This window comes from Brevibacillus brevis (assembly GCF_031583145.1).
GTDB lineage: Bacteria > Bacillota > Bacilli > Brevibacillales > Brevibacillaceae > Brevibacillus > Brevibacillus brevis_E.
Genome location: NZ_CP134050.1, coordinates 2,764,364 through 2,785,703, shown reverse-complemented (window position 1 = coordinate 2,785,703; position 21,340 = coordinate 2,764,364). Strand labels below are relative to the sequence as shown.

Annotated in this window: 21 protein-coding genes; 5 read left to right on the top strand and 16 right to left on the bottom strand. The window is 55.1% G+C overall.

Annotated elements, in window-relative coordinates; genetic code table 11:
- Window positions 1–95: 95 nt before the first annotated feature.
- The 11 genes from RGB73_RS13925 to RGB73_RS13875 form a co-directional block, all read right to left on the bottom strand.
- On the bottom strand, window positions 96–1,880 hold the full coding sequence (locus RGB73_RS13925) for a M3 family oligoendopeptidase (RefSeq protein WP_310773010.1): 1,785 nt from the start codon (window positions 1,878–1,880) through the stop codon (window positions 96–98).
- Between the two features lie 162 nt (window positions 1,881–2,042).
- Window positions 2,043–3,260 carry a M20 family metallopeptidase gene (locus RGB73_RS13920; RefSeq protein ID WP_310773008.1) on the bottom strand — a complete coding sequence of 406 codons (1,218 nt, stop codon included), beginning with the start codon at window positions 3,258–3,260 and terminating at the stop codon, window positions 2,043–2,045.
- A 47-nt stretch (window positions 3,261–3,307) separates the two neighbouring features.
- Window positions 3,308–4,270 carry a P1 family peptidase gene (locus tag RGB73_RS13915; protein ID WP_310773005.1) on the bottom strand — a complete coding sequence of 321 codons (963 nt, stop codon included), beginning with the start codon at window positions 4,268–4,270 and terminating at the stop codon, window positions 3,308–3,310.
- Window positions 4,271–4,828 carry an ECF transporter S component gene (locus RGB73_RS13910; RefSeq protein ID WP_310773002.1) on the bottom strand — a complete coding sequence of 186 codons (558 nt, stop codon included), beginning with the start codon at window positions 4,826–4,828 and terminating at the stop codon, window positions 4,271–4,273.
- A 64-nt stretch (window positions 4,829–4,892) separates the two neighbouring features.
- Window positions 4,893–5,729 (bottom strand): energy-coupling factor transporter transmembrane component T family protein, encoded by an 837-nt coding sequence (locus RGB73_RS13905; RefSeq protein ID WP_310772999.1) that lies wholly within the window; start codon window positions 5,727–5,729, stop codon window positions 4,893–4,895.
- 13 nt (window positions 5,730–5,742) lie between these two features.
- Window positions 5,743–6,603, bottom strand: a complete 861-nt coding sequence (locus RGB73_RS13900) for an energy-coupling factor transporter ATPase (protein WP_310772995.1) — start codon at window positions 6,601–6,603, stop codon at window positions 5,743–5,745.
- Entirely contained in the window at window positions 6,600–7,472 is an 873-nt protein-coding gene (locus RGB73_RS13895; RefSeq protein WP_310772992.1) for an energy-coupling factor transporter ATPase, read from the bottom strand. Before RGB73_RS13895 ends, RGB73_RS13900 begins: the two co-directional genes overlap by 4 nt.
- A 422-nt stretch (window positions 7,473–7,894) precedes the next feature.
- On the bottom strand, window positions 7,895–8,149 hold the full coding sequence (locus RGB73_RS13890; protein WP_310772989.1) for a hypothetical protein: 255 nt from the start codon (window positions 8,147–8,149) through the stop codon (window positions 7,895–7,897).
- An 80-nt stretch (window positions 8,150–8,229) separates the two neighbouring features.
- On the bottom strand, window positions 8,230–8,901 hold the full coding sequence (locus RGB73_RS13885; protein WP_310772986.1) for a GNAT family N-acetyltransferase: 672 nt from the start codon (window positions 8,899–8,901) through the stop codon (window positions 8,230–8,232).
- Window positions 8,902–8,938: 37 nt separating this feature from the next.
- Window positions 8,939–9,607 (bottom strand): GNAT family N-acetyltransferase, encoded by a 669-nt coding sequence (locus RGB73_RS13880; protein WP_310772983.1) that lies wholly within the window; start codon window positions 9,605–9,607, stop codon window positions 8,939–8,941.
- Window positions 9,608–9,630: 23 nt separating this feature from the next.
- Window positions 9,631–10,488, bottom strand: coding sequence for a carbon-nitrogen hydrolase family protein (locus tag RGB73_RS13875; RefSeq protein WP_310772980.1), 858 nt, complete (start codon window positions 10,486–10,488; stop codon window positions 9,631–9,633).
- 262 nt (window positions 10,489–10,750) lie between these two features.
- Here RGB73_RS13875 and RGB73_RS13870 point away from each other — a divergent pair, with 262 nt between their 5' ends.
- The 3 genes from RGB73_RS13870 to RGB73_RS13860 all read left to right on the top strand — a co-directional run bounded on the left by RGB73_RS13870 (window position 10,751) and on the right by RGB73_RS13860 (window position 12,732).
- Complete coding sequence (locus RGB73_RS13870; protein WP_310772976.1) at window positions 10,751–10,948, top strand: AzlD domain-containing protein; 198 nt, start codon at window positions 10,751–10,753, stop codon at window positions 10,946–10,948.
- Between the two features lie 210 nt (window positions 10,949–11,158).
- Window positions 11,159–12,514: a branched-chain amino acid transport system II carrier protein gene (gene brnQ, locus RGB73_RS13865; RefSeq protein WP_310774294.1), complete on the top strand. Its 1,356-nt coding sequence runs from the start codon at window positions 11,159–11,161 to the stop codon at window positions 12,512–12,514.
- 44 nt (window positions 12,515–12,558) lie between these two features.
- A complete protein-coding gene (locus tag RGB73_RS13860; RefSeq protein ID WP_310772974.1) occupies window positions 12,559–12,732 on the top strand; it encodes a hypothetical protein in 174 nt (57 codons plus the stop codon).
- Window positions 12,733–12,823: 91 nt separating this feature from the next.
- On the opposite strand, the gene RGB73_RS13855 is transcribed toward RGB73_RS13860, so the two are convergent.
- The 4 genes from RGB73_RS13855 to RGB73_RS13840 all read right to left on the bottom strand — a co-directional run bounded on the left by RGB73_RS13855 (window position 12,824) and on the right by RGB73_RS13840 (window position 17,465).
- On the bottom strand, window positions 12,824–14,080 hold the full coding sequence (locus tag RGB73_RS13855; RefSeq protein ID WP_396136215.1) for a M20 family metallo-hydrolase: 1,257 nt from the start codon (window positions 14,078–14,080) through the stop codon (window positions 12,824–12,826).
- A gap of 2 nt (window positions 14,081–14,082) precedes the next feature.
- Window positions 14,083–15,705 (bottom strand): amidohydrolase, encoded by a 1,623-nt coding sequence (locus RGB73_RS13850; RefSeq protein ID WP_310772967.1) that lies wholly within the window; start codon window positions 15,703–15,705, stop codon window positions 14,083–14,085.
- A gap of 69 nt (window positions 15,706–15,774) precedes the next feature.
- The gene (locus RGB73_RS13845; protein WP_310772963.1) at window positions 15,775–17,265 is read right to left on the bottom strand and encodes a sodium:solute symporter family protein; all 1,491 of its coding nucleotides are present in this window, start codon (window positions 17,263–17,265) and stop codon (window positions 15,775–15,777) included.
- Window positions 17,262–17,465: a DUF3311 domain-containing protein gene (locus tag RGB73_RS13840; protein WP_310772960.1), complete on the bottom strand. Its 204-nt coding sequence runs from the start codon at window positions 17,463–17,465 to the stop codon at window positions 17,262–17,264. The genes RGB73_RS13845 and RGB73_RS13840 overlap by 4 nt, the downstream gene beginning before the upstream one ends.
- A 154-nt stretch (window positions 17,466–17,619) precedes the next feature.
- On the opposite strand from RGB73_RS13840, the gene RGB73_RS13835 reads away from it, so the two are divergent.
- Both RGB73_RS13835 and RGB73_RS13830 read left to right on the top strand, forming a co-directional pair.
- On the top strand, window positions 17,620–19,269 hold the full coding sequence (locus tag RGB73_RS13835) for a PucR family transcriptional regulator (RefSeq protein ID WP_310772957.1): 1,650 nt from the start codon (window positions 17,620–17,622) through the stop codon (window positions 19,267–19,269).
- A 37-nt stretch (window positions 19,270–19,306) separates the two neighbouring features.
- Entirely contained in the window at window positions 19,307–19,492 is a 186-nt protein-coding gene (locus RGB73_RS13830) for a hypothetical protein (protein ID WP_310772954.1), read from the top strand.
- Window positions 19,493–19,565: 73 nt separating this feature from the next.
- Here the strand turns inward: RGB73_RS13830 and RGB73_RS13825 are convergent, their stop codons facing one another.
- On the bottom strand, window positions 19,566–21,179 hold the full coding sequence (locus RGB73_RS13825) for an ABC-F family ATP-binding cassette domain-containing protein (protein WP_310772951.1): 1,614 nt from the start codon (window positions 21,177–21,179) through the stop codon (window positions 19,566–19,568).
- Window positions 21,180–21,340: the final 161 nt, after the last annotated feature.

Genomic DNA, 21,340 nt, shown 5'->3' with positions numbered 1-21,340 from the left:
TCACCTCATTTGTTTTTCTTACTTTCTCCTGTCGCGTTCAATGCTATGCGCACAAAAAAACGTCCAGATGATGTCTGGACGTTTTTGCAGCCGTATCAGGATCGGGAATCGGCGAGCTTTACAAACGTTTCGATATCTTTGGCAATAAGAGCCAAGGAATTCCGCCAGAAATCGATGGAGCGAACATCTACATCCATGATGGCGGCCACATCTGCAATGTTCATCTTTCCGGTCACCGAAAGCAGCTGGTCGTATTGTTCCACAAAAGCTTCCCCGCGCTCGAGGTAAACAGCGTACAGCCCTTTTGCAAACAAGAGACCAAACGCGTACGGGAAGTTGTAGTAGTTGTAATCCGCGCTGTAGTAGTGCGGTTTGCATACCCACATATACGGGTGAAGGAGATCCGGATTCAGACCATCCCCGTATGCGTCTTTTTGCGCCTGAAGCATAAGCTCCTTGAGTTCGTTAACGGACAGGGAGCCTTGCTCGCGGCGTGCAAACAGCTCCGACTCGAAAAGGAAGCGGCTGTAAATATCGACGATCACTTGGCCTGCGCCGGATATGTCGTTTTCCAGAATGGCAAAGGCTTCTTCCGGGGTCGCTTGCTGCAAAGCCGCTTTGGCGATGATCGTCTCGCACAGAATCGACGCCGTTTCCGCAATCGGCATTGGATAGTCGCTGTTGAAGAAGGCTTCTTGCACCAGGCATTCCCCGTGGTAACCGTGCCCAAGCTCGTGAGCGAGCGTGCTTACGTCGTTGTAGCTGCCGGTAAAGTTGGCCATGATCCGGCTTTCCCCAACGATGTGCAGGTTGGCACAAAACGCCCCTCCCCGCTTGCCTTCCCTCGTCTCGGCATCGATCCACTGGTTGTCAAAGGCGCGCGCTGCATAATTCGCCAGCTTTTCGCTAAAGCTGCCAAAGTGCTTGACGATAAAATCGCGGGCTTCCTGATAGGTAAAGCGCATATCGGCGTTTCCTACGGGCGCGAACAGGTCGTAAAACGGAAGCTTCCCGTCCGCATGTCCCAAGATTTCCGCCTTTTTGCGATAATAGCGGTGGAAAGTGGGCAAACTTTCACGGATGGCATCGAGCATCGCATCGAGTGTTTCCTTGTCCATCCGCGAGTCCTTCAAGGTTTTGTCCAAAGCCGATTCGTAGCCCCGCAGTTTGGCTACCGTAATCACTTCGCCTTTGATCCCGTTGAGACTGGCAGCGGATGACTCCTCGATTTTGGGATAGGCGGCCAATTCCGCTTCGTATGCCTTTTTTCTCAATGCGGGATCCTTTTCATAAGCCATGTTTCGCACAACCGGAAGTGGCAGCTGCTTCGTCTCTCCCCCATCCGTCAACTCCACCAGCAGCGTGGAAGTCAAGAGCTCCTGCAGCTTGGTCCATGCGTTGGAGCCGGTATTCTTCATTTTCGCGAGGATGATTTCCTCTTTTTCACTGAGCATGTACTTGCTCTTCTCAGACAGTTCGGTCAGCATGTACCGATGCGTCTTCAGAAGCTCGGACTTGCTGATGAGTCCGTCCAGGTCGGGAAGCGAGCCAAGCCACGCCTGAAACTTCACGTTTGGCTCGACCAGCTCGACAGACTGCGTTTGGACCCGCTCCGCCAGCTGCAATGCCTTTTCATTTTTGGCATCCACACTCGCTGTCAGCTCCGCATAGCTGTACAGGCGCGTTTGCGTTTGCAAAATGGACGTCATCTTGGCAAGGTACGCTTCCATTTTGACGACGGCATCGTCTTGCGAAGAAAGCTCCTTTGCCGCCCAGTTCTTGATCTCATCCATCTCGCGGCACAATTTGTCCCAATCTTGCCTGCATTCTGGCGAATCAAAAGATGTATACAGAACGTCCAAATTCCAGCGCATGTTCATGGGTCCCGCCTCCTTGTCTTTCTGTTGGTGTATGTACGAGTTTGAAACAAAAGAAAATCTGCTTTTCGTGCCTTCCGCTAGTATAAAAAAATTTGGATGGAGTAAGCAAGTTTTTGGCAAAAAAAGACCCCGCCGATCGGATGGCAGGGCATGGTCTCCCGGTTATGCGCGGACAGGCTGAGTCAGGAATGTCAATGCAGACAAAGCAAACAGCTGGGTAGACTCCACCAATTGATCGATGTCGACATACTCGTCCGCATGGTGCGGGATATGACGATCGCCCGCTCCTGTCGTGAGGATGGGAATCCCCACCTTGTGCAGAAAAGTCCCATCCGTCGCTCCAGGCACGCCATTGTATACAGGCTCTTTCTTGGTGATCTCCCGGTAGGAGCTCGCTACGGCCTGTACGACCTCATGCTCCATGTCCGTCAAGGTCCACGGCCGCTCCTCGATGATCTCCAGCGTCGCCTTGAACTTGTCGTCCTCGCGCCCCAGCGCTTCCAGGATCGCCGACATTTCCCGATGCAGTTCGGCGTGATCCTGTCCGGGAACGGTGCGGATATCGAGTGTCGTCATGCACTGGTCCGGCACGACGTTGATTTGCGCGTCGCCTTTTACGGGCGCTTGCAAGATGGTCGGAGTGATGCTGGGCAAGCCAAGCATCGGGTGCTGTCCGAGCCGCGCCATCTCTTTGCGCTCCAGCTCTTCCAGAGCGACAATCGCTCTCGCCATGCGTGTATTCGGATTGATTCCCGTCAGCGGCATCGCCCCGTGCGCCATTTTCCCGAAAGTGCGCAAGATCGCCCTCATCGCCCCTTTTTGGGTAATGCACAACTGGTTTTCCTCCGGCTCGCATATGATCGCGGCATCGACGTTGTTTGCCCAGCCTCTGCGAATAAAATCCTTGATGCCGATCATCATGCCTTCTTCGTCACACGGAATGCACAGGAGAATTTTGCCTGTGAACGCTTGCTTGGAGCGTTGGATGGCTTTGACGGCACAGATCGCTGCTGCGAGATTGCCCTTGGTATCGCACGAGCCCCGGCCGTAGATCCGCCCCCCGGAAATCGTGCCGCCGAACGGATCGTAGCTCCAGGCATCGCGGTCTCCCTCGGTCACCACGTCGGTATGAGCCTCGAACAGCAGCGTTTTCCCCGGCCTTCCCGAATCGTAAAAGGCGATGACATTGGGGCGTCCCGGCACCACTTCCTCGACATATACATGGAGCCCCATCCCTCGCAAGTAATCTGCCACGAAATGAGCTACCCGCTCCTCGTTTGCACCCGGCTGTTCTGGTCGGTATACGCTGTCGATGCGCACCAGCTCCTGGGTCAACCGTACGACTTCTTGCTCGTCGACAAAGGAAATTACTTGGTTCATCTGACAATCACTCCTCTGCATCCATTTGTGTGAAAGCGACATGTGTCCTACCTTTGAAGGCTGCCGCTGGAAGGAAGTCCCCCTGCCGGTTCTGCCATCCGTACCGCCTGAATGACCGCTTCCGCAAGGACGTCTGCGGATAGGGACCCGATCAGGTCGACAGTCGCTGCCACTTCGCCTGTCGCTATGGAAAAAATGGTATCCCCGTCGAACATCGTGTGAATGGGCCGGATCGTCCGGGCCAATCCATCGTGGGCCATTTGCGCCACCTTTTTAGCTTCCGCCTTGCTCAGCTTCGCGTTGCTTGCCACGACAGCGATCGTCGTGTTGGTGCCGGGCGGGATCGGACTTTGGATTTGCGTTTTCATCAACTCCACACTATCCACGATCTGTCCCTTTTCATTGCGAGGCCCCGCCACGATCTGTCCGGATTGCGGATCGAAGACGTGCCCGACTGCATTGACTGCCACGACCGCTCCGACGACCAGGCCGGATGGGAGTGTCATGGAAGCGGAGCCCAATCCGCTCTTCATTGCGTTGGCAAAGCCCCCCATCTTCCCTACCGAAGCCCCCATGCCCGCACCTGCGTTCCCTTGTGCGACCGGATCCTTGCTAGCGCGTGCGGCAGCTTCATACCCCATTTTGCGGTCAGGACGAATCCGATGGTTGCCGACAGCCAGATCGAACAGAACTGCCGCTGGAACGATCGGCACGACCCCGTACCCGACGTCGAGTCCTGCTCCTTGCTCCTCCAAATACTGCATCACACCAGTGGCCGCATCCAGCCCATAGGCGCTCCCGCCGGACAGGCATACCGCGTGAACGGTCTGGACGAGATTCATCGGGTCCAAGAGATCCGTCTCGCGGGTGCCCGGGGCAGAGCCCCGGACATCCACGCCGCACACCGACGGTTGCTCCAGCAAAATAACGGTGCAGCCCGTCAGCGCTTCCTCGTTTTGCGCATGGCCTACTTTAACGCCAGGCACATCTGTGATTGTTCCTGTCTTCATTTAGAAATCTCCAGAAATTTTCGATTTTTGTTTTCCTGCGGAACCGATCTTCTTCCACGCCGCAACTACCGCCAGTGTCACGATGACCGAGACGACCGCTTCCGGCAATCCGCTGGTGATCGCTACCGTCGCAGCCACGCCGGGGGCCATGTAGCCACGGATGACCGCCATTCCCAGAACGAGGATCGTATTGGTCATCGCTCCGACGAAGCCTGCTACGCCAATGGCCACATATTGGTTGACGTTTTTCAGACCGACGTAGGTCAGGTAAGCCGTGACCCCGATAAAGAGACGCGGCAGGATGGCAACGAGCGGGTCTTTGAACAGCGGGACGGTCGCGTTTAAAAAAGAAGAGACTCCAAAAATGAGACCGATGATCATGCCAACGCCCCACCCTTCCATGATGCCGCCGATGACCGCCGGGATGTGCATGATGGTGGCGTTCCCCGCAGCTGTCGGAACAGGGATGTAGCCGAGACGCGTCACTCCGAGCAAGATGGCGATGGCTCCCAGCACACCCGCAATGACGATCTTGCGCACGGTCAAGCCTTTTTCCATGCGTATTCCTCCTTTAATGGTGATGGTGTATGGAAATCCCGTATAGGGAGACTTCCCGGGCTTATTACCACGGTATTCCTAACATGACCGCAGAAATGACAATGCTCACGACGATCGCCACGTAATCCTTGCTGTTCGCCGTGTAGTGGGCGAATCTCGTTCGGGAGGCTCCGGGCACGTAGCAGCGCGCCTCCATCGCCAGAATCAGATCTTCGGCGCGTGCCAGCGCGACATTGAACAGCGGAATGATGATGGGAAACATGTCTTTGGTTCGCCTGACGATCCGCCACCATTCCCCCGTGCCGAAATCCGCGCCGCGTGATGCCTGTGCCTTCATCATTTTTTCCATTTCCATCGCGAAGGTCGGGACGAAGCGGATGGCGATCGTGATGATCAGCGCAAAAGCGTGTACGGGGAACTTCACCTTTTCCAGCGGCCCCATCAGTCGTTCCATTCCGTGTGTCAGCTCGGTGGTCGATGTGCTTAGCGTCAGCACGCTGGACAAAAAGATCACTTCCACAAACCGCATGGCGGAAACCAAAACCAGACGGATGCTCTCGCTCGTAATGGTGACGAAGCCGTATTCGAAATAAACCGTCCCGCCGTTTGCGATGCCCCCGTAGAAGAGCAGCTGCAGGACAGCGAGAATGATGATGAACGGGATGGCAGGCTTGATGCCGGAGACTCCGTAGTGGATGGGAATCTTGGATACCTGAAACAGCCACATGCAGACAAGTATCGCAAAAATGTTGCCCACATACGTGTTGCAGATGGCAATCGCCAAAATCATGATAATAAAGGCCGCCAGCTTGAAGCGCGGATCCAGCCGGTGAACGATGGACCCTGTCGGCAGATACTGGCCAATGGTTATGTTCCGTGTCAATTCAAATTCAGCTGACATCTGGCTCCCCTCCTTAGCGTTTGAGCAGCTTCAAGATTTCGCCTGCCGTCTCTTCGGGCAAGTACGCCTCAGGGTTGATTCCGTAGCCTTCCTCCCGCAGCCGGTACAGGATGTCGACGGATTCCGGCGTCCCGATATGATGCTGGCGCAAGAGTTCCTGGTTCCCGAAAATTTGTCGAGGTGTACCATCGCACACAGCCTTTCCGTTTGCCATTACGTACACCCGGTCAGCCAGCTGCGCCACCTCCTCCATGTTGTGCGAGACAAAGATCACGGTTAATTTCTCCTGCCGGTTGAGTTGGCGGATGCGGTCAAGCAGTTCTTTTCGCGATAGCGGATCCAGCCCCGCCGTCGGTTCGTCGAGCACGAGCACTTTGGGCTGCAAGGCGAGGACTCCGGCCAAGGCGACTTTGCGTTTTTGCCCGCCGCTCAGCGCAAAGGTGGGACGATCTTTCATTTCCTGGAAGGACAAGCCGACCAGTTCCATTGCCCACTGCACGCGGCGACGCACCTCTTCCAGCGGTTGACCCATCTTGAAGGGGCCATAGGCCACATCATCTCCAACCAGTTTTTCAAAGAGCTGATCTTCGGGATTTTGAAAGACCAGACCTACCTGCCTGCGCAGCGTGCGGATATCCAGCTTGGGCTGGGAAACATCCAGGCCGGCGACGACGACAGTGCCTGACTGCGGACGGAGCAACCCGTTGAAATGCTGGATCAAGGTCGACTTCCCCGAGCCCGTATGGCCGATGATCGCCATGCACTCTCCTTCGGCTACCTGAAGATTCACCTGGTCCAGGGCGCGGTGCTCAAGCGGAGTCCCTTGCATGTAAATATGTGACAGGTCTTGTACGTCTATCATCGGTTGTGTCATGATCCGCTCGCCTCCGCTTGACTGGCGTTCACACGGTTAACCTCTGCCACGACCTCCTCGTTGTAGATCAGATTCCGGGAAAAAGCCGGAAACTGGGCGTGCACCAGCGATGCGATCCGGCTGGCGTCCGGGACGTCAAGATGTAGCTCGCGCAGCTTTTCCTGATCGGCCGCGAAGACTTCCCGCGGGGTACCTTGCAGCACGATCCTGCCTGCTTCCATGACGACCACCCGATCCGCTTCCGCCACCTCCGACATGTGGTGGGTCACCGTCACGATCGTCATGCCTTCCTTGTGCAGCTTGCGAACGACAGCCAGTATGTCTTGCCTTCCGTAGCTGTCCAGCATGCTCGTCGCTTCGTCGAGAACGATGCATTGCGGCTTCATCGCCAAGATCCCTGCGATGGCGATGCGCTGTTTTTGGCCGCCGGACAAGTGGTGAGGCGGACGATGGCGAAAAACGCTCATCCCGACGGCATCGAGGGCAAAGTCGATACGCTCTTTCATTTCTTCTGCGGATACGCCGATATTCTCCAAACCGAAAGCCACATCATCCTCCACGATGGTCGCGACGATCTGGTTGTCGGGATGCTGGAAGACCATGCCCACCCGGCTTCTTACTTCATGGATACGCTGCTTGTCACGCGTGTTGACCCCGCCCACCACGACATTTCCTTCCCTCGGCGTGAGGATTCCGTTCAAATGCTTGGAAAGCGTCGACTTGCCGGAGCCGTTGTGACCGATGATCGCCACATACTCTCCGGGAAAGACCTCGAGGGAGACGTTTTGGAGTACAGTAATGTGCTGATCCTGGTTGACCTGGTAGGCAAACGAGACATCCTCGACGCGAATAAGCGGTTGGTTCGACATGCGCTCCCCTCACTTTTTGCAAATTTTTCTGTCGGTATTGCAATAACTAGCAACTCTTGTGCCAAATCAGTATGTTTCAAATTTTCTGTTAATTATAAAGAGCAACTATTGTCCCATCGTTGCAAAACGCGCTTACACTGTTGCAAACGCAACATTTCAAACGTTGCATTTGCAACAGTTGCGCGCAACCGCTCTATCCTGATTGTTCCGATCGGCTGCTCTCTCATGAAAACTTCGCCGCTATCCCCCTTTTTCCCTTCGCCTTTGCCGAATCCAGCCTGGTCCCTGCTGAGCAGTGGCCCGATTGGTTTCCAACGCCCCCATACATTCGTAGGGAACTGAGCGAAAGCTTGGTTCGCTTGCCCCGGTTAGGATTACAGGATGATGTCTCTGCAGTACTGTCCGACGTTTTTTGGGAAAGATTATTGGCCAGGACTATCCCCTTCCGCCCTTTCAAGCATTTCCGTCACTTCCACTGGCGGCTTGCGCGGACGTCGCTTGGCCTTTCGCTTCTTTTTCCGCAGCACGAACAATGCGGTCAAGAGCAGACCGAGAACCGCCAGCTGGATCGGCTGCGCCATGGCAGAAGCGACCCAGCCGCTCATCCCCAGCAGATGAAAAAAGACTGCCAGGTACAAAAGGATCGAAGCCAGATTTTGCCCTTTCAGCTCCGTCACACCTCCCTCGTCCCTTCTACCAAAAAACTCCCGTGAAGCAGCTGCGTTAGCCCCACAGGAGTCGGTTCTGGATACGTTCTTTAGATCGGCAGCAGCTCAACCGTTTCCTTGCCGGCAAGGCTTCCCACCATGTCCAGCCACGCCTGCGGCTTATGCGGCAGCACCGCGTAGTAGCGAGTAAGGAACGTCACGATCAGGTCTGCCTCGAGTGTCGTCTGGTCTTCGTTGGTTGGCATGAAGCCCAGATCCAGCCCGGATACGGCTTCCCCGTCGTTTTGCCACGAAGGGTGAACGTAGTCGATGTCGGTGCGCTTGTAGCCCAAATGGGACAAGACCTCACGCCGCACGAATGGGTCCATCGGCTTGATACCGCCAAACGAATGCTCTTCTACCCGGTACGGATCGTAGATTTCCGCAAACATGCCGTACAATTCTTTGCCGTTTGCTGCGGCGAGGGCATGCAAGTCTTTTTGCCGCTCTCTCGCCAGGAAACGCCCTACTCCGAGCCCTTCCCGCCCGATGATCGTAAAATCGGTCATCGCGACATTGAGGTCCGGATAATAGCGATATTCGGTGGCGCCGACCACTTCCCCTTCGTGGACGGCGACAAAAACGCGGATGCCTGGATCTTCGAGCGGTTCTCTCCACAGCTCGAACTCCAGCACTTCTTCAGGTGGAAACACTTCTTGCATCAAGCGGTGCATTTTGGCGAACAACGGGTTGTCAATATGAGCAATACGTACGAATTCCATTTATCGTTCTTCCTCTCCATGTGATCTTGTGGGCAACCTAGCTCGGCAAAAACGGGTTTTTCCATTCCATCAAGGTCGCGAAATTGCGTGATTCTTCGTCTTCGAGATAATCGGCGACCACTTGCAGCGGTGTGCGTCCGCAGCGCATCAGGAATGTCAGGACCGGATCTTTGACTTCCCCCGCCACCACCCTGTTTACATACTCCTCTGGCGTCCACAGGTCTGCAAAACGGCCGTATCCGGGCATCCGCCCGCCGCCGAGCAGCCGTTTGAGCTTGTGGTGCACGACCAACTCGTACATGGCCTGCATCATCTGCTGGCCGAGGCCCAGCTTGCGGTGGCTGGGTCGAATGCAAATATCGACGATGTAGAGCGTATCTCCGTTCGGTGTATGGTTTCGGATGTAGCCGTTGTCGGTGATCTCCTCCCAGCTGTGATCGGGCTGGCTCGGATCAAAATCGACCAACAGTCCCGTCATGGACCCTGCCAGCACACCTTCCACCTCTACGCAGATTGCCCCTTCGGGAAACAGCGTGATGTGGTTCGTAAGCTGCTCGCGGTTCCACCACAGCTCTGATGGGAAGGGCGGCGGAAAGCTTTCCGCCTGGATGCGGATCAGCTCATCGAAGTCCCGGGCGGCATAGTTTCGCACGACGGCTTTGCGCGGCTTGTCCTGTTCAAACACGTACAGTTCTTTTCGGTACATGGTCGTCCCCCTGGCGCGCGCTTCTATTTCCAATCGGGATACAGATCGATACGGCGATCCCGCCAGGTCGTCACAGACCCTTTCTCGCGCACGTCGTATAAGAGCTGCAGATCCAGATCGGCCGTAACCAGCATGTCGTGGTTGATCTCTCCCTCTGCCAAAATCCCGCGCGGCGGGAATGGAACGTCGTTCGGCGTGAGGATGGCCGCTTGTCCAAAGTTGGCGCGCATGAAGTCGACTGTCGGCAAAGAACCTACCGTGCCAGTCAAGACAACGTACACCTGGTTCTCGATCGTGCGGGCGTGGCTCGTATAGCGGACGCGGTGGAAGGCGTGGCGATCGTCGGTGCAGGATGGGCAGAAAATGACGTCAGCACCGCGCGCTTTGGCGATTCGGACCCATTCCGGAAATTCGATATCGTAGCAAATGATCATGGCCACTTTTCCTTTGTCCGTCTCAAAAATTTGCAGAGAATCGCCTGCGCCCATGTTCCAGCCTTTGACTTCCCACGGCGTGATGTGAATTTTCTTTTGCTGGCCTACGCGGCCATCCGGGTAGAAAAGGAATGCCGTATTGTAGAGCTTGCCGTTTTCTTCGATGATATGGGTGCCTCCGATGAGGTGCATGTCATATTTGGCTGCGAGAGAACGAAACAGCTCCACGTACTGCTCGGTAAAGGAAGGCAGCGCCGTAATCGGCAAAGCGTTCCCTTGTCCGTCGCCAATAGACATCAGCTGTGTCGTGAACAGCTCGGGAAACAGCAGGAATTCGGTGTCGTACTCCTGCGCGTTTTTCACGTAGTGCTCTACCTGATGAGCGAATTGGTCAAAGCTATGTATGGTATGCAGATGATACTGCACGGCAGAAACACGCATTTTCAATGCCAGTACACCCCTTCTTTTCTCACATGACTAAACTATAGCAAAAAGCCCACCTCCTGTCTCGTTCCTGTTCTCCAAATATTCGGGTGAAATCTGCTCGTTCGATTCCCCGTTTCACAGCCGCTCTTACCTCCCAGGAAATTTCCGTCTTTCCCGTGCTTCATCGATTAGAGATTTTGTTTCAAAATCTCTAACCCCGCTTTTAACTCGTCCAGCGAACGGGTAGAGGCGAGGGCAACACGCAAAAACTTGTCCGAAGGTCTTGCGCCGCAAAGGTAACGATCCGAATGAAATCAAGGATGTCAGTCTGGTTTCCGGCAGCCGCGGAATCCCCGAATTCCTTTCGATCGGTGTAGTTGCTCTCTTCCAGATCTGGAAGAGAAAAATGCTTCTTTCTCTTGCAAGTGGTACCCTTGTGTATATGTTTTTTATCCGCTTGTTCGCTTATAATCAATTTTGATGAGAGTGAAAATTAGGAGTTTAGTCTCATGAATCCTGAAAAGGTATTGCCTTTAATAAAGGAATGCCATTCATGATGACGGCAGTCGGATCACGGAATGATCTGAAGAAACGGGCGCGACATCATGCAAGCAGGGAGGAAATTTATCTTGAGCAACCAGCCGCAGGGAATGATCTGGGTGCGAGAGATAGAGGTTTAGGAGGAAATCTTGTGTCACAAAAAGCACCATTTTCTTTTGTTGTCATATTGGGATTTATGTTGTTTGCGTTGTTTTTTGGAGCCGGCAACTTGATCTTCCCGCCGATGCTTGGCCAATTGGCGGGAACCCATGTATGGATCGCCAATGCCGGTTTTTTGGTTACGGGAGTTGGTTTGCCTTTGCTTGCCATCTCTGCATTTGTTTATTCGGGGAAAGAAGACTTGCGTTCTCTGGCAGGTCGTGTTCATCCGCTGTTCGGGCTTGTTTTCACGACGATTCTTTATCTGGCAATTGGCCCATTTTTCGCGATTCCGAGATCCGGCAATGTTTCGTTTGAAATTGGGATAAAGCCTTTCCTGCCAAGCCAGCCAGGTCCGATCCCGCTCGTGGTCTTTAGCATCGTATTTTTTTCCATTGCTTGTCTGCTATCCCTGAATCCTGTAAAAATTGTCAATCTTGTTGGAAAAATCTTAACTCCAATCAAATTGACTTTTATCGGAATCATCGTAGCGACAGCGGTTCTTCATCCGATTGGAGCGCTTCAGGCCCCTTCAGATGATTACAAAACCGATGTATTCTTCAAAGGGTTTCAGGAAGGGTACCTAACGCTTGATGCCCTTGTTGCTTTTGTATTTGGAATCATTATCGTGAACGCCCTGAAGGAAAAAGGAATCACTGCCAAAAAACAGGTTTTGGCTACCTGTGCAAAAGCTACAGCCATTGCCGGTACTCTTCTCGTCCTGTTTTATACGGCTCTTTCCTACATGGGTGCTTCCAGTGTGGCAAAACTGGGTCACTTAGAAAACGGAGCCGAAATTTTGGCGAAGGTTTCGAACTATTATTTTGGTTCCTATGGCGCCGTTCTTCTGGGATTCATGATAACCGTGGCATGCTTGACCACGAGTGTAGGCCTGATTACCGCCTGCTCCACTTTTTTTCATACGCTGGTTCCGGCTGTTTCGTACAAAAAGTTTGCCGTGATTCTGTCCGTTTTCAGCACGCTTGTAGCAAACATCGGTTTAACTGAACTGATTAAGGTTTCCGTGCCCGTGTTGATGACGATGTATCCCATCGCTATTTCGTTGCTGTTTTTGACGTTTTTTCACAACGCATTTCATGGCAGGCCCGAGGTATATCAAGGAAGCCTGCTCTTTACCTTTCTGATTAGTTTGTTTGATGGACTGCATGCCGCGGGAGTGCACAGCGCTGTCATGCAAGATTGGCTAACGCAGTACCTTCCCTTGTATCAGGTAGGTCTGGGCTGGATGCTCCCTTCTCTGATCGGAGGCTTCTGCGGATACATGGTTAGTCTATTCCGAAAGAAGAAAACCCTTCCTTCTCATGAAATCCGACTCCATAAACAATAGGAAAACCGAGTACCTCCCTCGGTCTTTCCACAACCATCCAGTTTATGGAGGCGGCCAAACCGGGAGACAGGATCGTCATCCGTGCGACTGAGACCAGACGAAACTTTCGTACAGGGTTCTACCGCATCGACATCTTCCATGGGGAAAACCTGATAGCGACGATGGAGGCTGTTTCTTACCGCAAGAATCATTACTTTGCAGACGTGGAGGAACTGTAGGGCTTACACCAACCACATCGACTCCCCCCTTTTTCAATCGAAAAAACATCGCCCACCCGACAACGGCTGGGCGATGTTTTTTTCGATGCGGCTACTTGCCGGCTGCAGTCATGCGCAGAACCGTTTTGTACAGCAGCTCGGTGCCCAAGGCTACATCTTCGAAGGAGGAAAACTCGGCGGGATTGTGGCTGATCCCGTCCTTGCAGCGGACGAAGATCATTCCGTAATCGCACACGTACGACAGCGCCAGCGCGTCGTGGAAGGGTCCGCTCATCAGCTCGCGCGCTTCAATGCCGAGCACCCTGCCCTCTTCGCGGATGATGTCCTTGATCCACGGGGCGCAGTAGCGCGGATCGCTGTTCGTGTCTTCCGTGATCGTGTAGGTGAGGCCGCCCTCCATGGCCGCCAGCTCGATGGCTTCCCGCAGCGCCTGCTCCCGCTCGTTTCTGCGCTCCTGGTCGACGTCACGCAAATCGACCGTGAACCGGACACGCTCCGGGATGATGTTGCGCGAATCCGGAAACACTTCGAGGTGGCCGACGGTCCCGACCGTAGGAGCGGCCGGATCCAGCCTCGCCAGTTCATTTAGAGCCATAATCACTTTGGCCGCGCCCAGCAAGGCGTCCTGGCGCATGTTCATGGGCACGGAGCCCGCGTGGCCCGCAAAGCCTGTCAACTCTACCGTCCACCACAGCGGCCCGGAAATCGCGGATACGATCCCGACAGGCTCGCCTGCGCGATCAAGTACCGGCCCTTGTTCGATGTGCAGCTCCAGATAGGCCCCGATGCTGCCCTCCGGATACACGGATGCCTCCAGCCGATCCGGGTCGCAGCCGAATTCGAGCAGCGCCTGCCTGCGGGAAACCCCGTTCTTGTCCGTTCGTTCCAGCTCTCCCGGCTCCAGACGGCCTAATATGCCCCGAGATCCGAACAGACCTTTTTGAAATCGGCATCCTTCTTCATCGCAAAAGGCGACCACTTCCACACTTTGCTCAGGAACGATCCCCTGTTCTTTCATTGTCTGCAGCGCTTCCAGCCCGCCCAGTACGCCGATTGCGCCATCATACCGGCCTCCGTACGGCTGCGAATCTATGTGGGAGCCGACCATCAGCAGCGGGGCATCCGGATTTCGCCCCTCCAGCCTGCCGATCAGGTTGCCAAAGTCGTCCATTCGCGTCTGCAAGCCCGCCTCGTCCATCCAGAGACGAACTTGCTCCACCCCTGCGCGATCCTCCGGCGACAAGGCCAATCGGCAAACTCCGGTCTCGCCGATCCGCCCGATGCGAGACAGGTCCTGGATCCTCTTTTGCAACCGCTCCTGATTGATCGTAAGAGTCCTCGCTTGCATACTCAAGACTGCACGACCTCCTCCTCTTGCTTTTGGTAGACGAACTCGCCGTCGATCATGGTCATCTCCACCTGCAAGTCTTTGATCCGATCCGCCGGGACACTGAGAATGTCGCCGCCAAGCACGACCAGATCCGCCAGTTTGCCTGGCTCGATGCTCCCTTTCACCCCCTCTTCAAAACTGGCGTACGCTCCGTTCCAGGTAAACATCCGGATCGCCTCCAGCACACTCACCCGCTGATTTTCCCCTACCGCCTGGCCCGTTTTACTCATCCGGTTGACAGCCGCATGAATCCCGATCAATGGATCAAAGCTGGTCACGGGGCTATCAGAGGCTCCCGCTGCGATGATCCCGTTGTCGATCTGATCCCGCGCCGGAAACATGTGCCTCGCCCGCTGGCCGATATTGTTGACGTAGCTGTCCCCGTATTCGTAAATGAACGCCGGGTTCGGAATCGGTACGACGCCAAGGCGAGCCATTCGCTCGATCAGATCGGGAGCCGAGACGCCCGCGTGTTCAATCCGGTGACGGTGATTTTCCCTCGGGTGAGCAGCCAGCGCTGTCTCGAAGCAGTCGAGCAGCATCTCGATCGCCCGGTCGCCTTGTGCGTGAGCCGTAATCTGGAAGCCCTTTGCATGCGCCTCTCCCAAAATCGTATTCAACTCGTCCTGTTCGTAGTAGAGAATTCCGCAGTCGCCCGGTCTGCTGTCGAAAGGTTCGCGCATGGCCATCGTCGGGGCGATGCTCGCTCCGTCCGTGAATACCTTGGCCGGACCGATCCGAAAGCGTTCGTCGCCTGTTCCTGTTACAAGCCCCGCGTCGATCATCTTCCGCACAAATTCCTCCGACCGGTTCAGCGCGCATACAATCGCGTAAATTCTCACTTTGACATCGCCTGACTGAACAGCCTTCTGCATCGCCCGGAAGTTGTCCGGTCCGTATCCTCCCGCATCGTGGATGCTTGTGATCCCCCGTGCCACGAAATCTTCGGAAGCGAGCCTTAGTCCTTGCATGTATTCGGCTTCGGTAAAGGCTGCCCGCTCGAACATCTGCATATGGGCCGTTTCCACGAGGAACCCGGTCAAATCTCCGCACTCATCCCGATCGATTCGCCCTCCCTGCGGATCAGGGGTATTCCGGTCGAATCCGGCGAGGGCCATCGCCGTACTGTTTGCAATCGAGTGGTGGGCGCATGTACGCATGACGAAGATCGGATGCTCGGTTGAGATGGCATCCAGCTCCCCGATCGTCGGATACCGTTTTTCCACCATGCGATTTTCGTCGAAACCGCAGGCTCTGATCCATTCTCCCTTCGGCGTCTTTTTCGCTTGTTCCGCCAGAGCGCCAAGCAAGTCATCGATCGAGGTGATATTCCTCGCCTTGCAATCGACTCCCAGCTTGTTCGTCCCGTAGATCGTCATGTGCAGGTGCGCGTCGATGAAGCCGGGAAGAAGGCTCCTTCCTTTCAGGTCGACGATGCGCGTCTGCGAGTGAATCAGACGATCCGCTTCTTCATTGGTGCCCACTGCTACGATCCGGTTTCCTTTGACGGCGACCGCCTGTACGACGCGATTGGCTGCATCTGCCGTTACCACCCTTCCATTGCGAAACACGATATCTGCCATGAAAAATTCCTCCTTTAGCCCATTGAGATTCGTCAGTTGAATCGAGGTCGAAATCCGCATTCCCCATTCCTACAGTGTGGGTGAGCCCCCGGTGTTGGCTGCTTGCGTACCCGGCGTCAGCATGAGGCGGGTCACAAGCGTGGTGCCGAACATCACGACGAGGTTGACGAGCAGGGCGGCCACGCCAATATTCAAATCCTTGATGGCGGCGGGCCAGTCCGGGAACATGGTCCCGATCGTCACTTTGAAGACGGTGACGTACGCAACCGTCAACACGCCGGCCAAAATCCCGGCAAACGCGCCGTACTTGTTCACCCAGGGCTGCGGCTGCAAACTCAAAAGCAAGGCGGGAAACAACTGGGTGACCAGGCTGTAGCCCATCAGCAGCAGCGTGACGAGCGTATCCCCTCCATGGAGCGTAAAGTACAGGGAGATGAGCGAAAGGACGGGCACCAGCAGTTTGGCGACCCGGGCGATACGAGCTTCCGACGCAGCGGGTGCCATTACCTTGTACACGTTTTTGGCAAGAAGCGTTGCTGCCGTCATGAGCAGCATGGAGCCGGGCACCAGCGCCGTCAGCAATCCGGCGGCCCCGATGAGTCCGACGATCCACGGGTCGAAGGTCTTGAGGGACAAGCGCAGGAGAGACAGGTCACCATCCGCTCCTTTGAGACCGGGGACCTGAAGGATCGCGGTAAAGCCCACGAAGAATACGAACAGCAGCATGAGCGTGTAGAGCGGCAGCATGACGGTGTTTTTGCGGAAGACGTTTTCGTTTTTGGCGGAAAAAATGGAGCCAAACGTGTGCGGCCACATGTAGAAGCCAAACACCGTGACCAGCACCGTAGAGATGTACCAGGAAACGCTCAAGCCTTCGTCAGGAAAGGCCAGAAATCCCGGATTTGCGGCCTCTACCGCCTCAAACATCGGCTGGATCCCTCCGTAGTAATGGTATGGCAAATACAAGCCCATGAAGACCACGACGACGAAAATCATAATGTCTTTGATCGCGGCGGTCCACGCCGAGCCGTGAATCCCGGAAATCATGACGTAGATGGTCACTGCGATCGTCCCGATCCACACGGCTGCGGTAGGCGTGATGGAACCGTATGAGGCTTCGGAAACGATGATGCCGAGACCCTTGAACTGGAGAATCAAATACGGGATGATGGCGATGACCCCGACGGCTGCGACCAGAATCCCCAGTCCTTTGCTGTTGTACTTGCTGACAAAAAAGTCGGATTGGGAAACGAGCCGATGCTTTTTGGCATAGCGCCAGATGGGTGGCAGCAGCCAGTAGGAGATCACGTAGGCAAGAGCGATGTAGGACAAGACGTAGTACGAGGGAGCGCCTTTGGAGTACGCCCAGCCGCTCCCTCCCAGGAAGGTAAAGGTGGTGTAGATCTCTCCGGCGACCAGCAGAAAAATGAAGATGGAGCCAAACCCTCTGCCCCCGACCGTCCATTGCTCCATGTTCATGTCTTTTCCTTTTTGTGCGCGAATGCCGGAGTAGATCGCGAGCAGCAGAACCAGAAAGATGATGATCAGGGCTGTGTTCATCCTTGATGCTCCTCCTCTCTCGCGGCGGAATCCAGACGATTCACCAATGCCATGATCGCCGAGGTGAGCACGACCCACAGCACGATCCAGAACAGGACAAATGGCATACCAAGGACATAGGGCTCTACTTTGTTGACAAAAGGAACGCCTCCCAGCATCCCGACAAACGGAAGTACGCCAAGCCAGTCTCTTGCTTTCATGCAAATCCCCCTGTTTTGTTCGATTTGTCCCATTGCAGCCATGCCATCGGGACATGTAATCTATGATTATCGAAAGATTCGCTCTTTTCCTTTGTCCGATTTGCCAGAAAAGCTGCCTGCGGATTGTACGCAGGACATAAAAGGGGGAGCTGACGTGATTACGGTGCGAGAATTGATTGCCGTGGGAGGGTTTGACGAACAATCTGTGCTCGCCGGGGAAGCCTTCCTGGACAAAGAGCTGCTGGGTGTAACCTCATTCGACTCACCTGACGGCCACAAATGGCTTCGGCCGGGGGAATTCGTTCTGACGACCGGCTATCCTTTTGTGGCCCATCGGGAGACGAGCGAATCAGGACTGATACGACTCATCGACGATTTGACGGAAATCGGCACGCCTGGCATCGCCATCAAGCTGGGACGGTATATCGACGAATTGCCTCGGGCGGTCATCGAGCATGCCGGTCGAAAACAGATGCCCATCCTTGCCTTTCCCATGGAAAAAGCGTGGTCGGATGTCATTGTTCCCGTCGTCCGTTACATCAATGATAAGCAGCGTGCCGAGTTGGACCGGACCCATGCGATTTACGAAAGATTTCACCGGCATCTGACAGCAGGGGCGCCGGTATCCGCGCTGGCCCAGTTGCTCCATGAAGCGCTGCAAGTTCCTGTCTGCATTTACGTCCCGTCCCTGCGCTGGCAGTGGACAGCTCCCGCTTTGGGCGCTTTCTCGGACCTCTCCTCAGTGGACAGAGAGTGCGGGCTGCCGGCTCCTCACCATTTGCTGGCGCAGCCGCTCGTGACGCCTGCAGCCGGCACTGCAATCCGCTGGTTGCTCCTGAGGCAGCAGGTATACGGCGCCATTCTGATTCAGCAGTCTGACAGGGAACTGTATGCATGGGAAAAGGTGGCTATTGAACAGAGCGCTGCCCTCTTGTCTCTCGAGCTCGAGCGCCAACAGACGGTCAGCGAGACGTTCCAGCGGTTTCGCAATGAGTTTTTGCAGGCGCTCCTCAGCGGACAGACCGGTCCGAGAGATGTTCTCCTGCGCAAGGCGGAAGAAGTCGGCTGGGCCCTTGCCGAGGATTATCAATCCTTGGTGATGAGTGTCCGAACGAGCGACGACGATCCCGTGGACGGATGGAGACGAAACCGCGAACTGCTGGAGCTCATCAATGGCATCCTGGCCAGAAGCGACACGGGTGGCCTGACTGGCCTCGACCGGGACAATCATGTCGTGCTGCTGGTCCCCACCGCTTACGGGCAATGTCCACACCTCGAATCACTGCTCTGCTCGCTTGGTGCCTCGCTTGCGAAGTCGTCCGTATCGCCCATACCGGTAGGCATCGGTCGCATTCACCCAGGATGGGACGGGATCGCCCACAGTTACCGGGAAGCGAAAATCAGCTTTCGCACGGTCTTGCGCCAATGCGGCTACGCCTATGCAAAGACCGGTGCTCCTCCTTTGCGGATCCAGCATTATCACGCGCTCGCACTGGAGCGCATTCTCTTTGCGGAGGAGCCGAGCCACGAAGCGCAGGTGCTTGCTGCGGAATGCCTGGACAAGCTGCTTCAATACGATGCGGAAAAAAACGGGCAGCTCGTGGAAACTTTGCAGGCCTTCCTGTTCGCCAACGGAAATCACGTGGAGACGGCAAATCGCCTTTTCGTCCACAAAAACACGGTCAAATACCGCATGCAGCTCATACGCGAACTGACCGGCCTCACTCCCGAAAACGGCCAGGATCAGCTGCTGTTTCGAATCGCTTTGACGGTTCACGCCATTGGGCGTCAGCCCCTCGTCTGATATAATGGAGGCAAGCGACAGGCAGGAGGAAAAGCGGATGGATGAATGGCTGAACAAACCGGTGAAGACGATCGAGCGGCCGAAAAAGCGCGGAATCGTCGAGTACATAGACGATCAGTATATCGTGGTCTACTTCACTGCCCCCCGAAAGGAGCGGGTCATTTTTTCCAGCAAGGAGGCGTTCTTGCGCAAAGTGGAATTCATCGAGGAGACCCCTTCCTAAAAAACGCCGAAGAGCCCTCGCACAGCGCGACGATTCGCCGCCTCGTGCCGAGGGCTCTCTTTAGTCATCCCGCTTACGCGTAGTGTTCTTCGCGCAGGCGCTTGATTTCTTCACTTTCCAAATACTCGTCGTACGTCATCATCTTGTCGATGATTCCTTTTGGCGTAAATTCAATGATCCGGTTGGCGATCGTCTGCACGAACTGGTGGTCGTGTGAGACGAAGAGCAGCGTGCCGTCGAAATCGATCAGGCCGTTGTTCAATGCCGTAATCGATTCGAGGTCCAAGTGGTTGGTCGGCTCATCCATAATGAGGACGTTGGCTGCGGACAGCATCATCTTGGACAGCATGCAGCGCACCTTTTCTCCCCCGGACAACACATTGGCCTTCTTCAGCGCTTCGTCGCCGGAGAAAAGCATGCGTCCCAGGAAGCCGCGGATAAACGTCTCGTCCTGCTCTTTGGAATATTGGCGGAGCCAGTCAACCAGATTGAGGTCCGTATCGAAATAAGCCGCATTGTCTTTCGGGAAGTACGCCTGGGAAGTCGTGACCCCCCATTCAAACGTGCCTTCGTCCGGCTGCACTTCTCCCATGACAATTTGGAAGAAGGTGGTTTTTGCCAGCTCGTTCGGACCGACAAACGCCACTTTATCCCCCTTGTTGATCACGAGGTGCAGCTTATCAAACAGCTTTTCCCCCTCGATCGTTTTGCTAATGCCTTCGATCGCAAGCAGGTTCTTGCCCGCCTCGCGCTCCGGCTTGAAGTTGATGAACGGATATTTGCGGCTGGACGGACGAATGTCTTCCAGCGTAATTTTCTCCAGCAGCTTTTTCCGCGACGTCGCCTGCTTGGACTTGGAAGCGTTGGCGGAGAAACGCGCGATAAACTCCTGCAGCTCCTTCATCTTTTCTTCTTTTTTCTTGTTCTGTTCGCGAACCATCTTCAGCGCCAATTGGCTGGATTCGTACCAGAAGTCGTAGTTACCGACGTACATTTGAATCTTGCCGAAGTCGATGTCCGCGATGTGCGTGCACACTTTATTCAGGAAATGGCGGTCATGGGAAACGACGATGACGGTATTTTCGTAATCCGCCAGGAAGTTTTCCAGCCAACGAATCGACTCGATGTCCAGGTGGTTGGTCGGCTCGTCGAGCAGCAGGACGTGCGGATTGCCAAACAGCGCCTGGGCCAGGAGAACGCGCACTTTCTCCGTACTGGCCAAATCCTTCATCTGCTTGTCATGGAGCTCCGTCGGGATCCCCAGTCCGATCAGGAGGCTCGCCGCATCCGCTTCTGCCATCCAGCCGTTCAGTTCCTCGAATTCTCCCTCCAGCTCGGAGGCACGATTGCCGTCCGCTTCGGAGAAATCCTCCTTCATGTACAGGGCCGTCTTCTCTTCCATGATCTCATAGAGACGTTTATGTCCCATGATGACGGTCTTCAACACTTCGTACTCGTCAAACTCGAAGTGGTTTTGTTTCAACACGGCGATCCTCTCGCCCGGCGTCACGGAAACGTGGCCGCTGGTCGGTTCGATTTCTCCGGAGAGAATCTTGAGAAACGTAGACTTCCCCGCTCCGTTCGCGCCGATGAGGCCGTAACAGTTACCCGGGGTAAACTTAATGGATACATCTTCAAACAGTGCGCGTTTGCCGTAGCGCAGCGTCACGTTCTGAGTGCTTATCATCGTCGCAATACCTGCCTTTTTTGAATCGTTCAAACACTTATCTTAACAGAGTTGGCCGGATAATGCAAAAAACAATCGGTCGCAGCGATAGAAGCACTCCGATTGGGGAAAACTAGCCGAGAACTTCCATTCCACGAGAAGGAGGCAGGGAGCATGTCGAA

What these genes read in the sequence shown, in the direction of transcription:
- RGB73_RS13925 (WP_310773010.1), bottom strand. Translation starts at nt 1,880, where the DNA reads ATGAACATGCGCTGGAATTTGGACGTTCTGTATACATCTTTTGATTCG.
- RGB73_RS13920 (WP_310773008.1), bottom strand. Translation starts at nt 3,260, where the DNA reads ATGAACCAAGTAATTTCCTTTGTCGACGAGCAAGAAGTCGTACGGTTG.
- RGB73_RS13915 (WP_310773005.1), bottom strand. Translation starts at nt 4,270, where the DNA reads ATGAAGACAGGAACAATCACAGATGTGCCTGGCGTTAAAGTAGGCCAT.
- RGB73_RS13910 (WP_310773002.1), bottom strand. Translation starts at nt 4,828, where the DNA reads ATGGAAAAAGGCTTGACCGTGCGCAAGATCGTCATTGCGGGTGTGCTG.
- RGB73_RS13905 (WP_310772999.1), bottom strand. Translation starts at nt 5,729, where the DNA reads ATGTCAGCTGAATTTGAATTGACACGGAACATAACCATTGGCCAGTAT.
- RGB73_RS13900 (WP_310772995.1), bottom strand. Translation starts at nt 6,603, where the DNA reads ATGACACAACCGATGATAGACGTACAAGACCTGTCACATATTTACATG.
- RGB73_RS13895 (WP_310772992.1), bottom strand. Translation starts at nt 7,472, where the DNA reads ATGTCGAACCAACCGCTTATTCGCGTCGAGGATGTCTCGTTTGCCTAC.
- RGB73_RS13885 (WP_310772986.1), bottom strand. Translation starts at nt 8,901, where the DNA reads ATGGAATTCGTACGTATTGCTCATATTGACAACCCGTTGTTCGCCAAA.
- RGB73_RS13880 (WP_310772983.1), bottom strand. Translation starts at nt 9,607, where the DNA reads ATGTACCGAAAAGAACTGTACGTGTTTGAACAGGACAAGCCGCGCAAA.
- RGB73_RS13860 (WP_310772974.1), top strand. Translation starts at nt 12,559, where the DNA reads ATGGAGGCGGCCAAACCGGGAGACAGGATCGTCATCCGTGCGACTGAG.
- RGB73_RS13855 (WP_396136215.1), bottom strand. Translation starts at nt 14,080, where the DNA reads ATGCAAGCGAGGACTCTTACGATCAATCAGGAGCGGTTGCAAAAGAGG.
- RGB73_RS13850 (WP_310772967.1), bottom strand. Translation starts at nt 15,705, where the DNA reads ATGGCAGATATCGTGTTTCGCAATGGAAGGGTGGTAACGGCAGATGCA.
- RGB73_RS13845 (WP_310772963.1), bottom strand. Translation starts at nt 17,265, where the DNA reads ATGAACACAGCCCTGATCATCATCTTTCTGGTTCTGCTGCTCGCGATC.
- RGB73_RS13840 (WP_310772960.1), bottom strand. Translation starts at nt 17,465, where the DNA reads ATGAAAGCAAGAGACTGGCTTGGCGTACTTCCGTTTGTCGGGATGCTG.
- RGB73_RS13830 (WP_310772954.1), top strand. Translation starts at nt 19,307, where the DNA reads ATGGATGAATGGCTGAACAAACCGGTGAAGACGATCGAGCGGCCGAAA.
- RGB73_RS13825 (WP_310772951.1), bottom strand. Translation starts at nt 21,179, where the DNA reads ATGATAAGCACTCAGAACGTGACGCTGCGCTACGGCAAACGCGCACTG.